The organism is Paenibacillus sp. UASWS1643, from assembly GCF_008693195.1.
Lineage (GTDB): Bacteria > Bacillota > Bacilli > Paenibacillales > Paenibacillaceae > Paenibacillus > Paenibacillus amylolyticus_B.
On sequence record NZ_VXKZ01000109.1, the window covers coordinates 158,419 to 175,786 of the forward strand.

At 45.4% G+C, this 17,368-nt stretch carries 17 protein-coding genes; 2 read left to right on the forward strand and 15 right to left on the reverse strand.

Going from position 1 to position 17,368, the window contains the following annotated elements:
- Positions 1-98 precede the first annotated feature (98 nt).
- The 3 genes from pnpS to FE296_RS16635 form a co-directional block, all read right to left on the reverse strand.
- Positions 99-1,919, reverse strand: a complete 1,821-nt coding sequence (gene pnpS, locus FE296_RS16625; protein WP_124113835.1) for a two-component system histidine kinase PnpS — start codon at positions 1,917-1,919, stop codon at positions 99-101.
- A 43-nt stretch (positions 1,920-1,962) separates the two neighbouring features.
- Complete coding sequence (locus FE296_RS16630; RefSeq protein WP_150365724.1) at positions 1,963-2,310, reverse strand: cupin domain-containing protein; 348 nt, start codon at positions 2,308-2,310, stop codon at positions 1,963-1,965.
- Between the two features lie 256 nt (positions 2,311-2,566).
- Entirely contained in the window at positions 2,567-3,436 is an 870-nt protein-coding gene (locus tag FE296_RS16635) for an SDR family oxidoreductase (RefSeq protein WP_150365725.1), read from the reverse strand.
- A gap of 388 nt (positions 3,437-3,824) precedes the next feature.
- Between FE296_RS16635 and FE296_RS16640 the strand changes: the two genes are divergently transcribed.
- Positions 3,825-5,384, forward strand: a complete 1,560-nt coding sequence (locus tag FE296_RS16640; protein ID WP_150365726.1) for a histidine kinase N-terminal 7TM domain-containing diguanylate cyclase — start codon at positions 3,825-3,827, stop codon at positions 5,382-5,384.
- Between the two features lie 267 nt (positions 5,385-5,651).
- Here the strand turns inward: FE296_RS16640 and FE296_RS16645 are convergent, their stop codons facing one another.
- The 4 genes from FE296_RS16645 to citZ all read right to left on the reverse strand — a co-directional run bounded on the left by FE296_RS16645 (position 5,652) and on the right by citZ (position 9,721).
- Positions 5,652-6,077, reverse strand: a complete 426-nt coding sequence (locus FE296_RS16645) for a hypothetical protein (RefSeq protein WP_124113831.1) — start codon at positions 6,075-6,077, stop codon at positions 5,652-5,654.
- 135 nt (positions 6,078-6,212) lie between these two features.
- Positions 6,213-7,154, reverse strand: a complete 942-nt coding sequence (gene mdh, locus FE296_RS16650) for a malate dehydrogenase (RefSeq protein WP_150365727.1) — start codon at positions 7,152-7,154, stop codon at positions 6,213-6,215.
- A 15-nt stretch (positions 7,155-7,169) separates the two neighbouring features.
- Positions 7,170-8,462: an NADP-dependent isocitrate dehydrogenase gene (gene icd / locus FE296_RS16655; RefSeq protein WP_076330335.1), complete on the reverse strand. Its 1,293-nt coding sequence runs from the start codon at positions 8,460-8,462 to the stop codon at positions 7,170-7,172.
- 146 nt (positions 8,463-8,608) lie between these two features.
- Complete coding sequence (gene citZ, locus FE296_RS16660; protein WP_017689488.1) at positions 8,609-9,721, reverse strand: citrate synthase; 1,113 nt, start codon at positions 9,719-9,721, stop codon at positions 8,609-8,611.
- 530 nt (positions 9,722-10,251) lie between these two features.
- On the opposite strand from citZ, the gene ytvI reads away from it, so the two are divergent.
- The gene (ytvI, locus tag FE296_RS16665; protein WP_124113828.1) at positions 10,252-11,370 is read left to right on the forward strand and encodes a sporulation integral membrane protein YtvI; all 1,119 of its coding nucleotides are present in this window, start codon (positions 10,252-10,254) and stop codon (positions 11,368-11,370) included.
- Between the two features lie 103 nt (positions 11,371-11,473).
- On the opposite strand, the gene FE296_RS16670 is transcribed toward ytvI, so the two are convergent.
- The 8 genes from FE296_RS16670 to FE296_RS16700 all read right to left on the reverse strand — a co-directional run bounded on the left by FE296_RS16670 (position 11,474) and on the right by FE296_RS16700 (position 17,346).
- Positions 11,474-11,872: an FxsA family protein gene (locus FE296_RS16670; protein ID WP_036609835.1), complete on the reverse strand. Its 399-nt coding sequence runs from the start codon at positions 11,870-11,872 to the stop codon at positions 11,474-11,476.
- A 7-nt stretch (positions 11,873-11,879) separates the two neighbouring features.
- On the reverse strand, positions 11,880-12,386 hold the full coding sequence (locus FE296_RS16675; RefSeq protein ID WP_190945301.1) for an acyl-CoA thioesterase: 507 nt from the start codon (positions 12,384-12,386) through the stop codon (positions 11,880-11,882).
- Positions 12,387-12,517: 131 nt separating this feature from the next.
- The gene (gene pyk, locus FE296_RS16680) at positions 12,518-13,945 is read right to left on the reverse strand and encodes a pyruvate kinase (RefSeq protein WP_017689492.1); all 1,428 of its coding nucleotides are present in this window, start codon (positions 13,943-13,945) and stop codon (positions 12,518-12,520) included.
- A gap of 105 nt (positions 13,946-14,050) precedes the next feature.
- Complete coding sequence (locus FE296_RS16685) at positions 14,051-15,082, reverse strand: acetyl-CoA carboxylase carboxyltransferase subunit alpha (protein WP_150365729.1); 1,032 nt, start codon at positions 15,080-15,082, stop codon at positions 14,051-14,053.
- Positions 15,083-15,976, reverse strand: coding sequence for an acetyl-CoA carboxylase, carboxyltransferase subunit beta (gene accD / locus FE296_RS16690; RefSeq protein WP_036609844.1), 894 nt, complete (start codon positions 15,974-15,976; stop codon positions 15,083-15,085).
- 63 nt (positions 15,977-16,039) lie between these two features.
- Positions 16,040-16,174, reverse strand: a complete 135-nt coding sequence (locus tag FE296_RS33775) for a hypothetical protein (protein WP_263364222.1) — start codon at positions 16,172-16,174, stop codon at positions 16,040-16,042.
- Positions 16,175-16,381: 207 nt separating this feature from the next.
- Complete coding sequence (locus FE296_RS16695; RefSeq protein ID WP_017689496.1) at positions 16,382-16,570, reverse strand: hypothetical protein; 189 nt, start codon at positions 16,568-16,570, stop codon at positions 16,382-16,384.
- A 284-nt stretch (positions 16,571-16,854) separates the two neighbouring features.
- Positions 16,855-17,346: a phosphatidylglycerophosphatase A family protein gene (locus tag FE296_RS16700; RefSeq protein WP_036609851.1), complete on the reverse strand. Its 492-nt coding sequence runs from the start codon at positions 17,344-17,346 to the stop codon at positions 16,855-16,857.
- Positions 17,347-17,368: the final 22 nt, after the last annotated feature.

Sequence of the window (17,368 nt, forward strand, 5' to 3'; positions counted from 1 at the left end):
ATAGGTTGTCTGTTGCCACAACACTTTTTCTATCATAGCACTAATTTGTTAACGCGGTGTAAAACAATACAACCTTTTTACATTTTGATACCAGACGCCTACATCTCTTCTTCCTGAATGAATGGAAGGATCACACGGAACGTTGTCCCCATGCCCAGTTCACTCTCTACAGCCAATTTGCCATGATGCAATTCTACCAGATGTTTAACGATGGAAAGCCCAAGGCCCGTGCCCCCTGAATTACGGGATCTGCCTTTATCAACACGATAGAACCGTTCGAAAATTCGCGGCAAATCTTTTTTCGGTATGCCAATTCCTGTATCCGACACCGCAAAGACCACTTCATCGTCGTTATCCATCGTCACCTGTAACTTCACTCGTCCACCATCGGGGGTATAGTTGATTCCGTTGGATAACAGATTGATGAAGATTTGCTTCATCTTGTCCTCATCTGCTTCAATGTACAACTCCTCCGGAACATGCATTTCCAGACGAATCTGTTTTTTCTCCGCCACCTTGGACAAGGTGCCCAGCACCATTTCAAAGAAAGAGTGTACATGAACAGGAGAGCATTGCAACGGTGCCCGTTTCGATTCAATTTTGGATAACTCCAGGATATCCCCAATCAATCGGTTAAGTCGATCTCCTTCATCATAGATGATTTTCAGGAATGATCGCTCTGTTTCCTTATCCTGTACCCCCCCACTGAGCAACGTTTCGGCAAACCCTTTGACCGCAGCGACTGGTGTCTTAAGCTCATGAGAGACATTTGCAACAAACTCACTGCGCATTGACTCCAATCGGCGAATCGCCGTCACGTCCTGCAACAGGAACAACATGCCTCGATAACTACCATCATCTTCGGACATCGGTACTCCATCAATACGAATCAGTTTTTCCTCCGGGTTGAACACACTCACTTCTTCATGCATCCGTTCTTTCAATGCAACACTCTCTTCAATGGTACGTGTTAATTCGTAGTGTCTCTTCAATTCAGTATAAGGCTTACTCGTAACCTTTCCTGCCTGAATACCAAGCATACGCTCCGCTTCCCGATTAACCAATGCAATGGACTGCCCTGCATCGATCATGACAATGCCTCCAGTCATGTTAGCAAGGACACTCTGTAGCAACGCTTCATTGTCACGAATCGTCTTCAGCTGGGACTGCAAGCTGTCTGCCATTCCGTTGATCGCAAGCCCCAACTGTCCGATCTCATCTCTACGCGTTACATCAACTCTGGCATCGTATTCCAGCTTGGTGATACGATGAGCTACTTTTGTAATATGCTCGATCGGGGAGGTTAGTCCGCGTGCAACCCGATAACTGACAAACGCGACAATTAAGAACAATAGTCCAAGTGCAGCAAACATAATCATCCAACCACGCTGGAGGCCCTGATCTACCGCATGCAGACTCATCGAAAGGCGGATGTAGCCATCAAATTTGCCGCTGGGCATTTCAATCATGTCACTTTGATCCGAATTCACAGGTAGCGCTACATACAGCATGTCTTGTCCCAATGTCTCACTGTAACGTATGGATTGCCCGTATCCATCTCCGACGGCACCCTTAATCTCCTCACGGTTCAAGTGATTATCCATGGATGCCGGATCACTCTCGGAATCTCCAATGACCATGCCGTCTTTATTGATGAAGGTTACACGGGAATCCGTCAGTCGATCCAGTTCCAGCGCTCGATCTGAATAATACTTTCGTGTGGCTTCCGAGGTTGGATCACTTGCATCATGGAATGGAAAAGTGGCTTTGAGCAAATTAATCTCGCGCACCATGGTTTGCTCTAATGCGGTTATATGCGTAGTCTTAAACACTCTGCCCATCGTATATCCAGCCACAATGACGGATACACCGATCAGCACCATCATAATGATGGCAAGGCGAATTCGAAACGGTCTCATCTATCTCTTCCTTTATAATCAGATTAACATCTTATGTCTTGCTCTACCTTGAATCCAGTTCAATTCGGTCCCCACGGGTGCCTGGATTGGAAATAACGAGAAACTCCACTTCTTCGTTGCTGCGATTCATCATTTGATGCGGTATTCCGGGGGCAATCTCTATTCCTTCATGGGTTTCCAGCACGAACATTTCACCATTAAGTTCCATACATGCTTCACCGCTGAGGATGAAAAAAAACTGCCGGCTTACCGAATGGTAATGTCGTGTTTCAGCCGTTCCTGCAGGCATTCGCTCATGAATGATGCTCAATTTATCGTTTTGAACAAGGTGCCAGCCATCGCACTGTCCACCCCATATATAATGCGCTGCATTCTGTTTGCTCATTTTCATATGACTTATCCCTCCGAGTATAATTGCTCGATCTATCATATCACAGATTAGGGAGATTCCAGTCAGCCAGGCTATTCGTACAATATCATATATGTATCAACGCAGATGCAGACTTTTGTAAACAGCTGCTAACCGCATCTTAAACTTGCACATTCCCCTGATATGAAAAAGACGCACCGCTCAGCCATGCTGAATGCGATCCGTCTCTCTATATAATCAAATTAATCCTATCCTGAGTCTAAACGTTCTTAAAGAATTACCCGTTCACCACTTCGCCGCCGTTCACATGTATCACCTGTCCACTCACATACGATGAGTCATCCGAAGCCAGATACACATATGCGGGAGCCAGTTCATCCGGTTGCCCCGGACGTTTCATCGGCTGGGTTGCACCAAACTCACTTACTTTTTTCTCATCAAATGTGGATGGAATGAGCGGTGTCCAGATCGGCCCTGGTGCAACAGCATTGACACGAATTCCCTTCTCAATCACATTCATCGATAGCGAACGTGTAAACGAAGTGATTGCTCCTTTGGTAGATGAATAGTCAAGCAGTGTTGGGCTGCCACGATAAGCTGTGATGGAGGTTGTATTAATAATCGTACTGCCTTTCTTCAGATGTGGCAGGGCTGCCTGCGTCACATAGAACATGCCGAAGATATTGGTACGGAATGTTCGCTCCAGTTGTTCTGGTGTAATATCCTCCAGTTTCTGCTGTGGATGCTGTTCTGCTGCGTTATTCACGACAATGTCCAGTTTGCCCAGTTCATCTACTGTCTGCTGAACCGATTTCTTCGCAAAGGCATCATCACCAATGTCACCTGCAATCAAGATGCACTTGCGTCCTTCCTGTTCGACCTGACGCTTCGTTTCTTTGGCATCTTCGTGCTCGCTCAGGTATACAATGGCGACATCCGCGCCTTCCTTGGCATACGTAACAGCAACAGCACGTCCAATTCCGCTGTCACCCCCTGTAATAAGCGCCACCTTACCCGTAAGTTTACCTGCTGCCTTGTATTCAGGCTTCTCAAATTCCGGTCTGGGATGCATCTCTGATTCGATTCCGGGGCGTTGATCCTGGTGCTGTGCCGGCATTGTTTTTTGATTTTGTGGTGTAGTTGACATCTAACATTCTCCTCTCAAAATGTGAACATATTTGGATTACAGAAGACATGGACATAACTGCACACTTCCTTGTCTTTCGTTCTCTGAAAAAGTCTCATTCTGTAGGATGGCAGTAACTGTCCAGATTATTCTTCTGCGATCAACAGCAACTCAAGTCTCAGTGTGCTGTCTCTATTCGTTATTTACCACGATCTTTGGACATCAAACAATCGATTTGCTTCAATACCTGTTTTCCAAAAATTCGAAATTTATTCGAAATTAGACTGTTTCATGATACAAAGTGTATTCCTATGCTGCTTGGGCTGATGTACAATGTACAGTATACTGATGTGCTTTAACTTTCATTTTTACTGGTTTAATCATTCTAACCTAACATGGAGACCTGACAATGGAATCGCATATTAATACATATATAACACTCGTAGCTACTTCAGCCGTGCTGAATGTCTTTTTGTGTTTATATACCTATTTCAGAAGATCCGAGATCCCCAGTTCCAAAATATTCATTCTCTACACAGCAGCACTCTCCATATACACTTTTGGGTATGCGATTGAGCTCGCCAGCAACACACTGGAGCAAATGAAGTTCTGGACCACCGTGGAGTATATAGGCATGCCTTTCTCCGCATCCCTTGGTCTCATGTTGATGATAAAGTACACAGGAAAAACGTTATCCAAAAAGGTAACTGCCGCATTGTTTGTAATCCCTTCCATTACTTTAGTTATGGTTGCAACCAATGACTTTCATCATCTTTTTTATAAAAAAGTATGGCTGAGAGAAAATAGTCCCGTACCTCTGATGGATATCGCAGTGGGTCAATGGTATGTTGTACACGGCGCATTCACGTTCTCTTGTCTGTTGTGTGCCTGCCTCATTCTAATCGGACAATGGAAACACACCAAGAAGATGTACCGTCGTCAATTACTTACACTGATTACTTCACAGATTATTCCTATGGTCGCAGCTTTTCTGTATTTGCTTGGCTTGACACCTGGCGGGATGGATCCCGTACCGGTTCTCATGTGTATCACATCTGCCATGTATATCTGGGCGATTCTATCCTCACGTCTACTGACCATCGTCCCCATCGCCAAAGACAGTATTTTCGAGAGCATGCGTGAAGGTGTTATTGTACTGGATAGTTTCAATCGACTGGTCGATTTCAACAGATCTCTGCGTGACATGTTGCCAGAGCTTAATACAACCATGATAGGTCAACCCTTGGATGATATCTGGCTTAATCTTGCTGGAAAGACGTTTCCAGTTGAATACGGAAGAGAAGGACTGCAAACCGATCTGTACTGGCAGTTAAATGGAGAGACCGTCTGTTATCAGGTCAGGACATCTTACGTGTATAACAAGGATGCACAGACTGTCGGCAGTCTAATTATGTTAATCGATATAACAGAACAACGCTTCTTGCAAGAACAGCTGAAACAACTGGCTTATTTCGATGGTCTGACCAAAATCTATAATCGCACTCAATTTTTGCATAGAGGACGGGAGATTTTGAGTGAAGCTCAGCTTAATCCGCAACCTGTTTCATTTATTTTATTTGATATTGATTACTTTAAACGCATCAACGATACCTACGGGCATGATGTTGGCGATCAGGCCATCATTCATGTGGTCTCTGTTTGTAATCGATATTTAAGCCCTGAGATGTTATTTGCCCGTTATGGAGGAGAAGAGTTTGTGATCGCTCTTCCGAATACCTCACTTCAAGAAGCCGAAAAACTTGCCGAACAACTGAGAGTTGCCTTGTTGAATGACCCCTTGGATGTTAAGGGAGTGCCTATTACACTGACCTCAAGCTTTGGTATTGCCCAGTACAATGGAGGGTCAGATTCGCTGGAGTCCTTGTTACGCGACGCTGATACTGCCTTGTACGAATCCAAGCGCAATGGTCGAAATGCAGTGCATGCGTATACTGCGAGTACAACCTAACCAATGTAGACCGTGTCTGATGGAATATGCATGCTTATGAATGGTAGTGATCCCTCTATAGTTCCAGTTCAAATAAACCGAGGACTGCTAATTTCATCATCTTGGTAATAACAAAAAATAGACAGCCAATGAGGCTGTCTATTTTTCATTTGTTTCAACGAAACACCATCTTACATATCATCCGGCTTGTCCTAATTACTTCTGCAAACGCTTAACCAACGACTAACAATACATCTTTGTAGGGTGGATTAACCGTCCACAACGCACTTAGATCACCTGATTATTCACCATCAGGTACACCATGATTAGCAAGAATACAGCCAGAAGTGTACTGAACATACGGATCTTGCTTTGCTCAGGACCCACATCACGCTTGTTTTTCACACCTTCTGCAGCGAGTCGGAGCGGTTTACCCATAATTCCTCCAATAGCCGCAATAGCCAAGAGCAGAACAACAACGACAGCCATCCAGACATGAGAATACTCACCTTTGGTCATCAGGTAACCACCAGTAAGAAGTTGGATTACAAGTCCATACTGCGCGACTTTGTTCAAAGAACGAAGCGATGCAAAGGCTCCCTCCTGTGCTGCAGCATTCAAGGTACGGATCTTACCGACCACAAATGGCAGAATCAAATAGAATCCCATCGCCAGTGCTCCAATAATATGGAGAAGATACATAATCATTGTCAAAATTTTCATCCTCCTCAACATTTTCGGTGTGCTATACATCACATCCCATTATACTGGGGATCTTATCCAAAGAAAAGAAAACCTCCGGGTTTACCGGAGGTTTTCTTTTAGCTTCTGTTCAAAAAGTTTTCAAACTTACAGGTTTACTACCGAAATGACATTGCGAACCGAATCCGCAGATTTATCCAATCCTGCTTTTTCTTCCGTTGTCAGGTCAAGTTCGAATATTTTCTCAATGCCGTTACCACCCAGAATGGTTGGTACACCGAGGAACAGATCATGATAGCCATATTCACCTTCAAGATAAGCGATGACTGGAATGATACGTTTCTTGTCCTTCAAAATCGCTTCGGTCATCTGAACAAGTGAAGCCGCCGGTGCGTAATATGCACTGCCGTTACCGAGCAGATTCACAATCTCACCACCGCCAACACGGGTGCGCTGCACGATGGATTCGATCCGGTCAGCCGGAATCAGCGTATCGATCGGAATGCCTCCCACGCTCGAATAACGAACGAGGGGTACCATATCGTCTCCGTGGCCGCCAAGAACGAATCCACGAACATCTTCAACAGATACGTTCAGCTCTTGCGCAATGAAGGTACAATAACGTGCTGTATCCAGAACACCTGACTGACCGATAACACGGTTTTTAGGAAAACCAAGGGTCTGATAAGCAGCATAAGTCATCGCATCCACCGGGTTGCTTAGAATAATGACGATGGAATCAGGGCAATATTTTTTCACATTTTCACAAACGGACTTCACGATACCCGCATTCGTATTGACCAGATCGTCGCGGCTCATACCCGGTTTACGGGCGATACCAGCGGTAATGATTACAATCTCAGAACCTGCAGTATCTTCGTAGTTGGAAGTGCCGACGATATGACTGTCAAATCCTTGAACAGGACTTGCTTCCATCATATCGAGTGCTTTCCCCTTCGTCGGGTTCTCCAGTTGAGGAATATCAACCAGCACAACATCTCCGAGTTCTTTTTGGGCAAGCATTAATGCGGTCGTAGCACCGGTAAAACCGGCACCGACTACTGTGATTTTTTTGCGCTGAATAGTCAAGATTCACATCTCCCCTTACAGGTTTTTAATGATTTGATCCGCGAATTCAGAACATTTCACTTCAGTAGCGCCGTCCATCAGACGTGCAAAGTCATACGTTACTGTTTTATTGTTAATGGATGTTTCCATACCTTTGTAGATCAGGTTAGCTGCTTCTTGCCATCCCAAGTGCTCAAGCAACATTACTCCGGACAGAATAACGGAACCAGGGTTCACGACATCTTTATCCGCGTATTTAGGTGCAGTACCGTGAGTTGCTTCGAAGATAGCATGTCCTGTTACGTAGTTGATGTTCGCTCCAGGAGCGATACCAATTCCGCCAACTTGCGCTGCAAGTGCATCGGACAGATAGTCACCGTTCAGATTCAATGTTGCGATAACATCAAATTCGCCTGGACGAGTCAATACTTGTTGCAGAGCGATATCGGCAATCGCATCTTTTACGATGATTTTACCAGCATCTTCAGCGGCTTTTTGTGCTGCATTCGCTGCATCTGTACCTTCGTTATCTTTGATGATGTCATATTGTGCCCAAGTGAATACTTTGTCAGCGAACTCTTCTTCAGCCACTTCGTATCCCCAGTTTTTGAAGGCACCTTCGGTAAATTTCATGATATTACCTTTGTGTACCAATGTAACACTCTTACGGTTATGATCAATTGCGTATTGAATTGCTGCACGTACCAAACGTTTCGAACCTTCGGAAGAAACTGGTTTGATACCAATACCGGAAGTCTCAGGGAAACGGATTTTGTTAGCACCCATCTCCTGTTGCAGGAATTGGATCACTTTTTTCACTTCTTCAGAACCTTCAGCATACTCGATTCCTGCATAGATATCTTCCGTATTCTCACGGAAAATGACCATGTCTACCAACTCAGGACGTTTAACTGGAGAAGGTACACCGTCGAAATAACGAACAGGACGCAAGCAAGTGTACAGGTCAAGCTCTTGACGCAGGGCTACGTTCAGGGAACGAATACCGCCACCGATTGGCGTAGTCAACGGGCCTTTGATCGCTACAATATACTCACGAATGGCTTCCAGTGTATCATTCGGCAACCACTCACCGTATGTATCGAATGCTTTTTGTCCAGCAAACACTTCATACCATGCGATTTTTTTGTTGCCATCATAAGCTTTTTCAACAGCTGCATCCAATACACGTTTGGAAGCTTTCCAGATATCACGGCCTGTACCGTCACCTTCGATAAATGGAATGATTGGATTACTAGGTACTTGAAGTGTACCGTTATCAATTTGGATTTTTTCGCCTTCAGTTGGGTGAGCAAATTTTTCTAATTTCATAGTTAAAATTCCTCCTAGGTTTCGTATATGCAGTATTCATCATACCACTAGTCTTGTTGAGAGAAGGGTCCTGAGAGCTCAAGCCAGTAACGCTCTGCTTTCCAACCCTTCACCTCGTCTATATTATTATACTGTTTTTGCGGCTATTAGCGAAGTTCAATAGAAACGTATTTCTGTTCTGTAGGGCCAGTGTACTCCGCACGTGGACGAATAATGCGATTGTCCGCAAGCTGTTCCAAAATATGCGCAGTCCATCCAGAAACCCGGCTGATAGCAAAGATCGGAGTGAACAATTCCTGTTCGATCTCCAGTTGGGTATATACAGAAGCAGAATAGAAGTCTACGTTAGGCTTCAGTCCTTTTTGTCCTGTTACCAGTTCCTCGATCTTCACAGACATATCATACAAGCGCGTATCATTGTTCATCTCGCCAAGTTCCTTGGACATCTTCTGTAGATGTTTGGCGCGTGGATCACCGTTTTTGTACACCCGATGTCCAAAGCCCATGATCTTTTCACGATTATTCAGTTTTTCCTGAATTGCCGCTTCAAGACGATCAGGCGTACCGATCTCATTCAACATTTTCATAACGGCTTCATTAGCACCGCCATGCAGTGGTCCCTTCAGTGCGCCAATGGCGGAAGTTACACCGGAATAGATGTCCGACAGTGTCGCAACCGTTACACGGGCTGCAAATGTCGAAGCGTTTAACTCGTGATCCGCATGCAGGACAAGGGCTTGATCCAATGCTTTCACTGCGGTCTCGGATGGTTCTTCACCAGTCATCATATATAAAAAGTTCTCTGCGATGGAAGCGCCTTCTTTTGGAGCCACAGGTTCTTTGCCCTGACGGATACGGGCGATGGCTGCCACAATCGTTGGCAACTGTGCTTGCAACTTAACCGCTTTGTTCTCATTCGCTTCCGTTGTCATCTCATCCGCTTGCTCGTCGTACAGTGCAAGTGCAGAGACAGCGGAACGAAGTGCTGCCATGGTACTGACGTTTTTCGGATACAATTGGATTTGTGCAATCAACTCGCTCGGAATCGGCGCGTAATCGCTCAGGCTTTTACGAAGGGATTTCAGTTCATCCGTTGTTGGCAATTTACCAAACCACAACAAATAGGCAACTTCTTCAAAGCTGGCATGTTCAGCCAAATCGTCGATATCGTAACCACGGTATGTGAGCACACCGTCTACAATAGAACTGATCGAAGAGGTTGTTGCAACGATGCCTTCCAGACCTTTGGTAGCTGTCATATACATCTCTCCTTTAATAAGCGAAATCAGGAACCATTCCAGAGTGTCATATAAGTGCCAAAATGCACCTATTCTCTTTTTGTAAACATTTTCATTTTAGAATTAACAAATATTTCAAACTGCGGTTTTCCTATCTGTCAATCGGTATTTACTTATAACATCATACTGGATTTTGTCGTTTATGTGAACATGATGAGAGTTCATTCGCACATCAAACTTCTTTATCGGACCGATAAAGCATTTTTGAAAGCCTTTACAAAAACAAGGTTGACATTTAATGTTTTTTAACCAATCCTGTCGTATGAGGAACTTTCTATTGCTATATTCTGTAATACTAAGGCATACTCTAGGCAAAAGAAAGAATCCTCGTAGATCTTGTGCAAAAGTCCGCTTTTGAACAAGATCTGGTAACATCCCCGCGTTTCAAAACCTTGTAAATGCTCTATATTAATTAAGATAGCCATCTATTTCTAATACTGCTTCATGGATCATACATAGGTCGGCTTAATTGAAATAAGGAGAGTTGATGCTTGGATAGAATAATAATGAAACGCCTGCTCCGAGGCTTATGGGTTATCATTGCGGCAGTACTGATTGCCGTTGCCATATACTTGCTGTTCCCGCTTTTGTACCCTTTTGCAATTGCCTGGATTATCGCCTATGCCATGAATCCATTAGTGAAACTGCTTCAGCATCGAGCACGATTCCCGCGCTGGCTGGCTGTGACTCTTTCATTGATCCTTTATTTTGGAGCCATTGCGGTGGTGCTGTCTGCGGCGATTACCCGCATGGTAAAAGAAGTTATTTCACTTACGACAAGCTTTGATCTTCATGTTGATGAGATTAAGGACACGTTTGTACGTTGGACCCAGAATGACACCATTCAAAATTTGACTGCGCAGATCAATGAATTTTACAAGGAAAATCCCAACTATCAGGAAACCATCAACAGCAATATTAGTAAAACGACCGAAACGGTAGGTACAGCCGTGACAGATCTGGTCACCGGATTTTTCAACATGATTCTGAGTCTGCTGACATCACTGCCTAACATGGGCGCGGTATTAATCGTTGTGTTATTGTCTACATTCTTCATTAGCAAAAGCTGGACCCGGCATAGCATTACCGTATCGGGCTGGGTGCCCTCTTCCATTCGCAAGCCAATATCAGACATATGGACTGACCTTAAGAAGGCACTGTTCGGATACGCAAGAGCACAATTGATCATGATCTCGATTACAGCACTATTCGTCATGATTGGACTGCTTATATTGCAAGTCAATTCAGCCTTCACCATCGCTCTGATGATTGGTCTGGTCGATCTGCTTCCTTATCTGGGTGTTGGTCTGGTCATGGTGCCTTGGGCAGCATACCTCTTTATGAATGGGGATCTGTATCTGGGTATTGGCATTAGTATTATCTATTTGATCTTATTGATCGCCCGTCAGATTATTGAACCGAAGGTACTTGCAAGTAGTGTAGGGCTCGACCCACTCGCCACACTGGTTGGCATGTTTGTGGGTTTGAAGTTGTTTGGTGTTCTGGGCTTGATCATTGGCCCTGTCAGTCTCGTGATTCTTGATGCGTTCAATCGGGCTAACGTATTACGTGACCTTAGAACGTATATCATCAACGGACGTGTCCGATGAGGCATCATCTTATAAGCACATAGGTAAAATAGAAAAAGGCTTCGTTCAACAGAAATCATCTGGTGAGCGGAGCCTTTTTCCATTATGCATAACAACTGGTGTTTCATTTCGGACGACGATAAAACGTAATTTTTCCACTTTTCATTTTTTTCTCCAGCCATCCCAGGAAGAACAGACGGTAAACCGGACGTGTTAATGGAAATACCAGTGTAAACCCGATCAGATCCGTCACAAAACCTGGAATCAAGAGCAGGAAACCACCGACAAAAATAAAAAGACCATCGACCATTTTTCTTCCAGGTACCTTGCCACGCTCCATCTCGGATTTAGCGTCCACAAGTACTTTTCGCCCTTCAAACTGCAACATTGCTATACCAATCAAGGACGTGAGAATCATGAGAAGCAATGTCTTTCCGGCTCCGATCCAGTCACTCATCAGAATAAAACCAAATAATTCAATCACCGGAATGATTAAGAGTAAAGCCCACATCCATTTTCGCATTGATGTATTACCCCTTTCCCGAAAGCCACACCTTTTCAAGCGCGCTGTATAGCTCAGAGGCTGCCTTATCCAGCCGAACTGGCTTCCATTCCCCGTTCACCCATACATGCTGAGTAGAACCTGTAACTAGCCGTTCACCAGGGAGTGATTCATCAGCTGACCATACCCGTTCCCCAATCGCCATATGCTCATCAGGTTCTTCAGACATGCGTCTTACGTCATACTCATAGTTCAGTCGCAGACCACTGAATGCAGCAATACGGGTGAAAATGATAATCTTATCATCATATCGGGCAGGCTTGTGATACTTCACATCCAGTCCGGTTACGGGAAGCAGTAACCCCTGTTCCTCTATTTTACGATATGTATACCCCATTTGGCGAATCATCTCAGTTCGACCGATTTCAAACCAATTCAAATAGTTCGCGTGGTAGACCACGCCCATCTGGTCACTTTCTTGATAGCGTACACGAAGACGTGCCGCATACCAGCTACCATTGCTCTGTTCTCGCACGTTATCGGCCTCCTTCGTTCTATCATTCATACGTGTTACATGGTTGTAAAGTGTCAATAAGATGGAAAAAAAGCAACGGGACAAGAACGCCCCATTGCTTCTTTCCTGTTGCTTCTCCATCCAAGACGCTATTAAGCGTTGTTTGGAATTTGGCTTACTTTAATCAGGTTGGTAGAACCGGAACGACCCAAAGGTACACCAGCTGTGATCACAACCAGGTCTCCTTCTTTAACAAGTCCGGATTTTACGCCGCCTTCAATTGCGTTTTCGAACAAAGCATCCGTGGAATCAACCAGTCTTCCTTTGACAGGAGTTACACCCCAAGCCAGAGCCAAACGACGGGAAGTTCTGTCTTCCGTTGTCACAGCGATGATTGGAGATTCTGGACGATACTTGGAAATCATGCGTGCAGTGTGTCCTGATTCAGTCGAAGTGATGATCGCTTTTGCGTTCAAATCTTGAGCTTGGAGAGCAACCGATTGGCTGATTGCTTCTGTAACTGTTGTTTGTTGAGCAACACGTTGTTTCAGGTACAACTCTTGGTAAGGCAGAGCAGATTCTGCTTTTTCAGCAATACGGGACATAGTCAGAACAGATTCAACTGGGTATTTACCCGCAGCTGTCTCACCGGACAACATGATTGCGTCCGTACCGTCGAAGATCGCATTCGCCACGTCACTTGCTTCCGCACGTGTTGGACGCGGGTTACGCTGCATGGAATCCAGCATTTGTGTAGCTGTGATAACCGGTTTACCTGCAACATTACATTTTTGGATCATGCGTTTTTGTACCAATGGTACTTCTTCCGCAGGAATCTCAACACCCAGGTCTCCACGAGCAACCATCAGGCCGTCAGACACTTCAAGGATTTCGTCGAGGTTATCGACACCTTGTTGGTTTTCGATTTTGGAAATGATTTGGATATGTCCAGCATTGTGTTTTTCAAGCAATTCACGAATCTCAAGTACGTCACTTGCTTTACGTACAAAAGAAGCCGCGATGAAATCGACACCTTGTTCGATACCAAATACGATATCGTTAGCGTCTTTTTCGGTGATACCCGGCAGAGAAATGGCAACGCCCGGAACGTTAACACCTTTTTTGCTTTTGATCGATCCGCCGTTAACGATACGACATTTGATCTCGGTGCCTTGCACTTCCACCACAGTCAGTCCGATCAGACCGTCGTCGATCAGAATTGTAGATCCCGGTTCAACATCATTCGGAAGATCTGTATACGTAATGGAAAGACGTTCTTTGGTTCCCAGAATTTCTTCTGTTGTCAAAGTGATGTACTCGTCTTGAACCAATTCGATTGGTTCAACTTCGAGTTTACCTGTCCGAATTTCCGGTCCTTTGGTGTCCAGCAGGATCGCTACTGTTTTGTTCAACTCTTCGCATGCTTGTCGAATCGCAATGATCCGTCCGCCGTGCTCATCGAAATCACCGTGGGAGAAGTTCAGACGGGCCACATTCATACCGGCCATAATCAATTTTTTGGTGTTCTCCAGAGATTCACTGGATGGACCAATGGTACATACAATTTTCGTTTTACGCATTTTGGGTTTCCTCCGATTTTAAAGGTATTACTCTTTATCTATTTTTCTTTTTCCAACTATTAAATTTACTATACTTTTGCTCATTTGTATAGGAAATTCGTCACATTATTCAGCATTTCCCGACAAATTACTCGCAACATCGACTTCTACAAGCTCTTGAGGGACTTCAATGGATGCTTGAGGTTCAAACGTGACCGATCCAATTTTACGGAATTTCTCATAACGATCCTGTTTCAGCTGCTCACCGCTCCAACCCTTCATATCGTCGAGATGACGGACCAAAGCTTCACTGATGAAAGCAGCAGACGCTTCATAATCCCGATGAGCACCGCCGCGTGGCTCAGGGACAATCTCTTCAATGACTTCCATCTCCAGCAGGTCTTTGGCTGTTATCTTCATTGCTTCAGCCGCCTGATCTGCCTTGGATGCATCCTTCCAGAGAATCGAAGCAGCGCCGTTCGGAGAGATTGCAGAATAGATCGCATGTTCCAGCATTAACACACGATTACCCACAGCCATAGCGAGGGCACCGCCGCTTCCACCTTCGCCGATGACAACAACAATAACAGGAACCGATAGCTTCGCCATCTCCATCAGGTTGCGAGCAATCGCTTCCGATTGACCTCTCTCTTCTGCAGTATTACCCGGATACGCCCCTTTAGTATCAATAAACGTAATAATAGGACGGCCAAATTTGTTCGCTTGTTTCATCAGACGAAGTCCTTTTCGGAATCCTTCTGGATGTGCACTACCGAAAAAGCGGGCGATATTATCCTTCGTGTCTTTCCCCCGCTGTTGTCCGATAACCGTTACTGTCTTTCCATTCAACTTGGCAAGCCCACCAACAACCGCAAGATCGTCTCCGAACATGCGGTCACCATGCAGCTCAATGAAGTCTGTAAATATCAGCTGGATCAGGTCCAGCGCCGTTGGGCGCTGCTGATGACGGGCCAGGTGCATTTTCTGAGCTGCTGTTATGCCAGTGTAGATCTCTTCTTCAAGTCTATGGTAACGTTCTTCCAGGCGGGCAATCTCGTCCGTAAAGTCGATGCCTTTTTCCTGTCCAAACTGTACAAGTTCATCAATCTTTTTGCGCATCTCAACCAGAGGCGCTTCATATGGCAACTCACCCGCCATTTAGACCCCTCCTTTTTCACTATGCATATCCAAGAGCTTGCCAAGAGTGGCCCGAAGCTCTTTCCGGTGGACAACCATGTCCAACTGACCGTGCTGCATATTAAATTCAGCCGTCTGGAAATCATCAGGTAACTTCTGACGGATGGTCTGTTCGATAACAATTCTGCCGGCAAAACCAAATACAGCGCCAGGTTCGGCAATATTAATATCGCCCAGGCTCGCAAAACTTGCCGAGACTCCACCTGTCGTTGGGTCCGTAATGACCGAAATGTACAGCCCGCCCTGTTCATCCAAACGGGATAAAGCTGCGCTTGTTTTGGCCATTTGCATGAGGCTGAGAATACTCTCCTGCATCCGGGCACCACCTGATGTTGAGAAAATAATCAATGGTAACCGTTTCTCTGTGGCATGCTCAATGGCACGGGTAATTTTCTCCCCTACAACAGAACCCATGCTGCCTGTGAAGAAATCAAAGCTCATGACAGCCACAACTACAGGCAGGCCATCAATGGTTCCTTCCCCCGTAATTACAGCTTCCTTAAGACCTGATTTCAGGCGTTGTTGTTCCAATTTGTTGCTATATCCAGGAAAGCCAAGTGGATCAACCGATATCATATCGGCATCAAACTCAACAAATCCTTGATCATCAAGTACCATAGCAATGCGCTCCATAGCGTTAAGACGCATATGGTAACCGCAGGCAGGACATACTTTCAGATTTTTCTCCAATTCCTTGCTATATTGAATGGTGCCGCATTTGCTGCACTTGTTCATAAGCCCTTCAGGTATTTCACGTTTTGGGCGTTCTAGGACTTCCTGGCCTTCGCCGGGAAGTGCACGCTCGGAAGGTATGGTAGCGTACTTCCGTTTCTTCTGGAATATATCTTTGAACACAACTACACCTCTCCAGCCGTTGATTTGATGGCCGCAACCTGCAGAGCGCTGCTTGTGGCAGCTTCATCCGCGTGCTACGGTAAACCGCTTACGACCCACACGCTGCCATGGGCCTTGTCCAGCATTCACAACAAAAAAATCCGCCGGTATAGGGCAAGGATCACCGGCTTCTGTCAGCACGATTGATGTTACCTGCAAAAACCGAAAGATTGTTGCGCCGATGTTTGAATCTATCTTGGTAGGGTCTCCGGGAGCAACCAGGTCGGTCCTTGTCCTAACAAAAAAAGAAGGAAGGACAGCAGCATACAATACATGCAAGTCGATTCCTCTCTCCGCTTACGCGATTAGTCCCTTATGTACCGATGGTACTTCTTCATCTGCCAAGGCACGTCGATGTCGAACAAATCAGGAATGCAGAATGGAATTCAGCACTTCCTGGACCTCTTCCAATTCCCCAGAAGGGACGCGAATCTCAAATTGCTGCTTGGATAAACTGATGGGACGGGTCTGTACCAGAAAACCTTCTTCCGAAAGCTTGGTCTTGATCTTGTCCGCAACCTTTGCTGTCGGTGCAATGTAAATCACCGTCCACATGCCTTGTCCGCCCCCTAAGCTAATGTTCAGAGCCCGTATATTGGACTAATGATAACATACCTCACTTTTTTTCTGCAAGAAAGGGTTCGGGACCTTTGGGGAGAATTTGGGATCATGAGGGACATTAGTCCCCCACGAATAACTCATATGGTTGACGAAATCTTCTTGTTCATACCTCTTCCATAAGCAGCCGCAAGCTTATCAGGGCAGCGTCAGCTGCCCTTGAAGACCTTCATATGAGCCATTAGATTGACCATAACAGACAAGCATGGAAATACAGGGGGTTAAAGGTCTGAGGGGTATTTTTTGGCTTTAATGTTTTTGTGAGCAATCCGGGCAGAAGCCGCAGCGGCCACCCCTGCGACCAGATCATCCAAAAAGACATGAATGGCTGTTGTGTGTTCGTTCAAATCATGAATTACACCTATTTTTTCTTTATCCAGGTAACCAAAGCTGGTTAAACCGATCATACCATACACATGAGTAATGCCGAGGGCCAGAGTCTCGTCCACTCCATACAGGGATTCATCCGCTTCCATAATAGCCTGTAACGGTTGGGGCAAGAGTTTTTTCTCCGCAAGTTCGTCGAGAGCAATACCCGTATAGAGCGTATATTGCACCTCTCGTTTCTGCAGAACGGATTTCACGCTGGTTACACAGTCGTCCAAGGTCAGTTCGGGGTGGTACCCTTTTTGCAGACGGTATACAATTGCTGCGATTGCATCAATCCGTACACCCCGCCGGGCCAGCATGGCTTCTACGATTTCATATGACATATCTCGACCTCCCGCATCAATC

What these genes read in the sequence shown, in the direction of transcription:
- FE296_RS16685 (WP_150365729.1), bottom strand. Translation starts at nt 15,082, where the DNA reads ATGGCGGGTGAGTTGCCATATGAAGCGCCTCTGGTTGAGATGCGCAAA.
- FE296_RS16670 (WP_036609835.1), bottom strand. Translation starts at nt 11,872, where the DNA reads ATGCGAAAATGGATGTGGGCTTTACTCTTAATCATTCCGGTGATTGAA.
- pyk (WP_017689492.1), bottom strand. Translation starts at nt 13,945, where the DNA reads ATGCGTAAAACGAAAATTGTATGTACCATTGGTCCATCCAGTGAATCT.
- FE296_RS16640 (WP_150365726.1), top strand. Translation starts at nt 3,825, where the DNA reads ATGGAATCGCATATTAATACATATATAACACTCGTAGCTACTTCAGCC.
- FE296_RS16695 (WP_017689496.1), bottom strand. Translation starts at nt 16,570, where the DNA reads ATGTGGACGGTGATTTACATTGCACCGACAGCAAAGGTTGCGGACAAG.
- FE296_RS16700 (WP_036609851.1), bottom strand. Translation starts at nt 17,346, where the DNA reads ATGTCATATGAAATCGTAGAAGCCATGCTGGCCCGGCGGGGTGTACGG.
- citZ (WP_017689488.1), bottom strand. Translation starts at nt 9,721, where the DNA reads ATGACAGCTACCAAAGGTCTGGAAGGCATCGTTGCAACAACCTCTTCG.
- pnpS (WP_124113835.1), bottom strand. Translation starts at nt 1,919, where the DNA reads ATGAGACCGTTTCGAATTCGCCTTGCCATCATTATGATGGTGCTGATC.
- icd (WP_076330335.1), bottom strand. Translation starts at nt 8,462, where the DNA reads ATGAAATTAGAAAAATTTGCTCACCCAACTGAAGGCGAAAAAATCCAA.
- FE296_RS16635 (WP_150365725.1), bottom strand. Translation starts at nt 3,436, where the DNA reads ATGTCAACTACACCACAAAATCAAAAAACAATGCCGGCACAGCACCAG.
- FE296_RS16630 (WP_150365724.1), bottom strand. Translation starts at nt 2,310, where the DNA reads ATGAAAATGAGCAAACAGAATGCAGCGCATTATATATGGGGTGGACAG.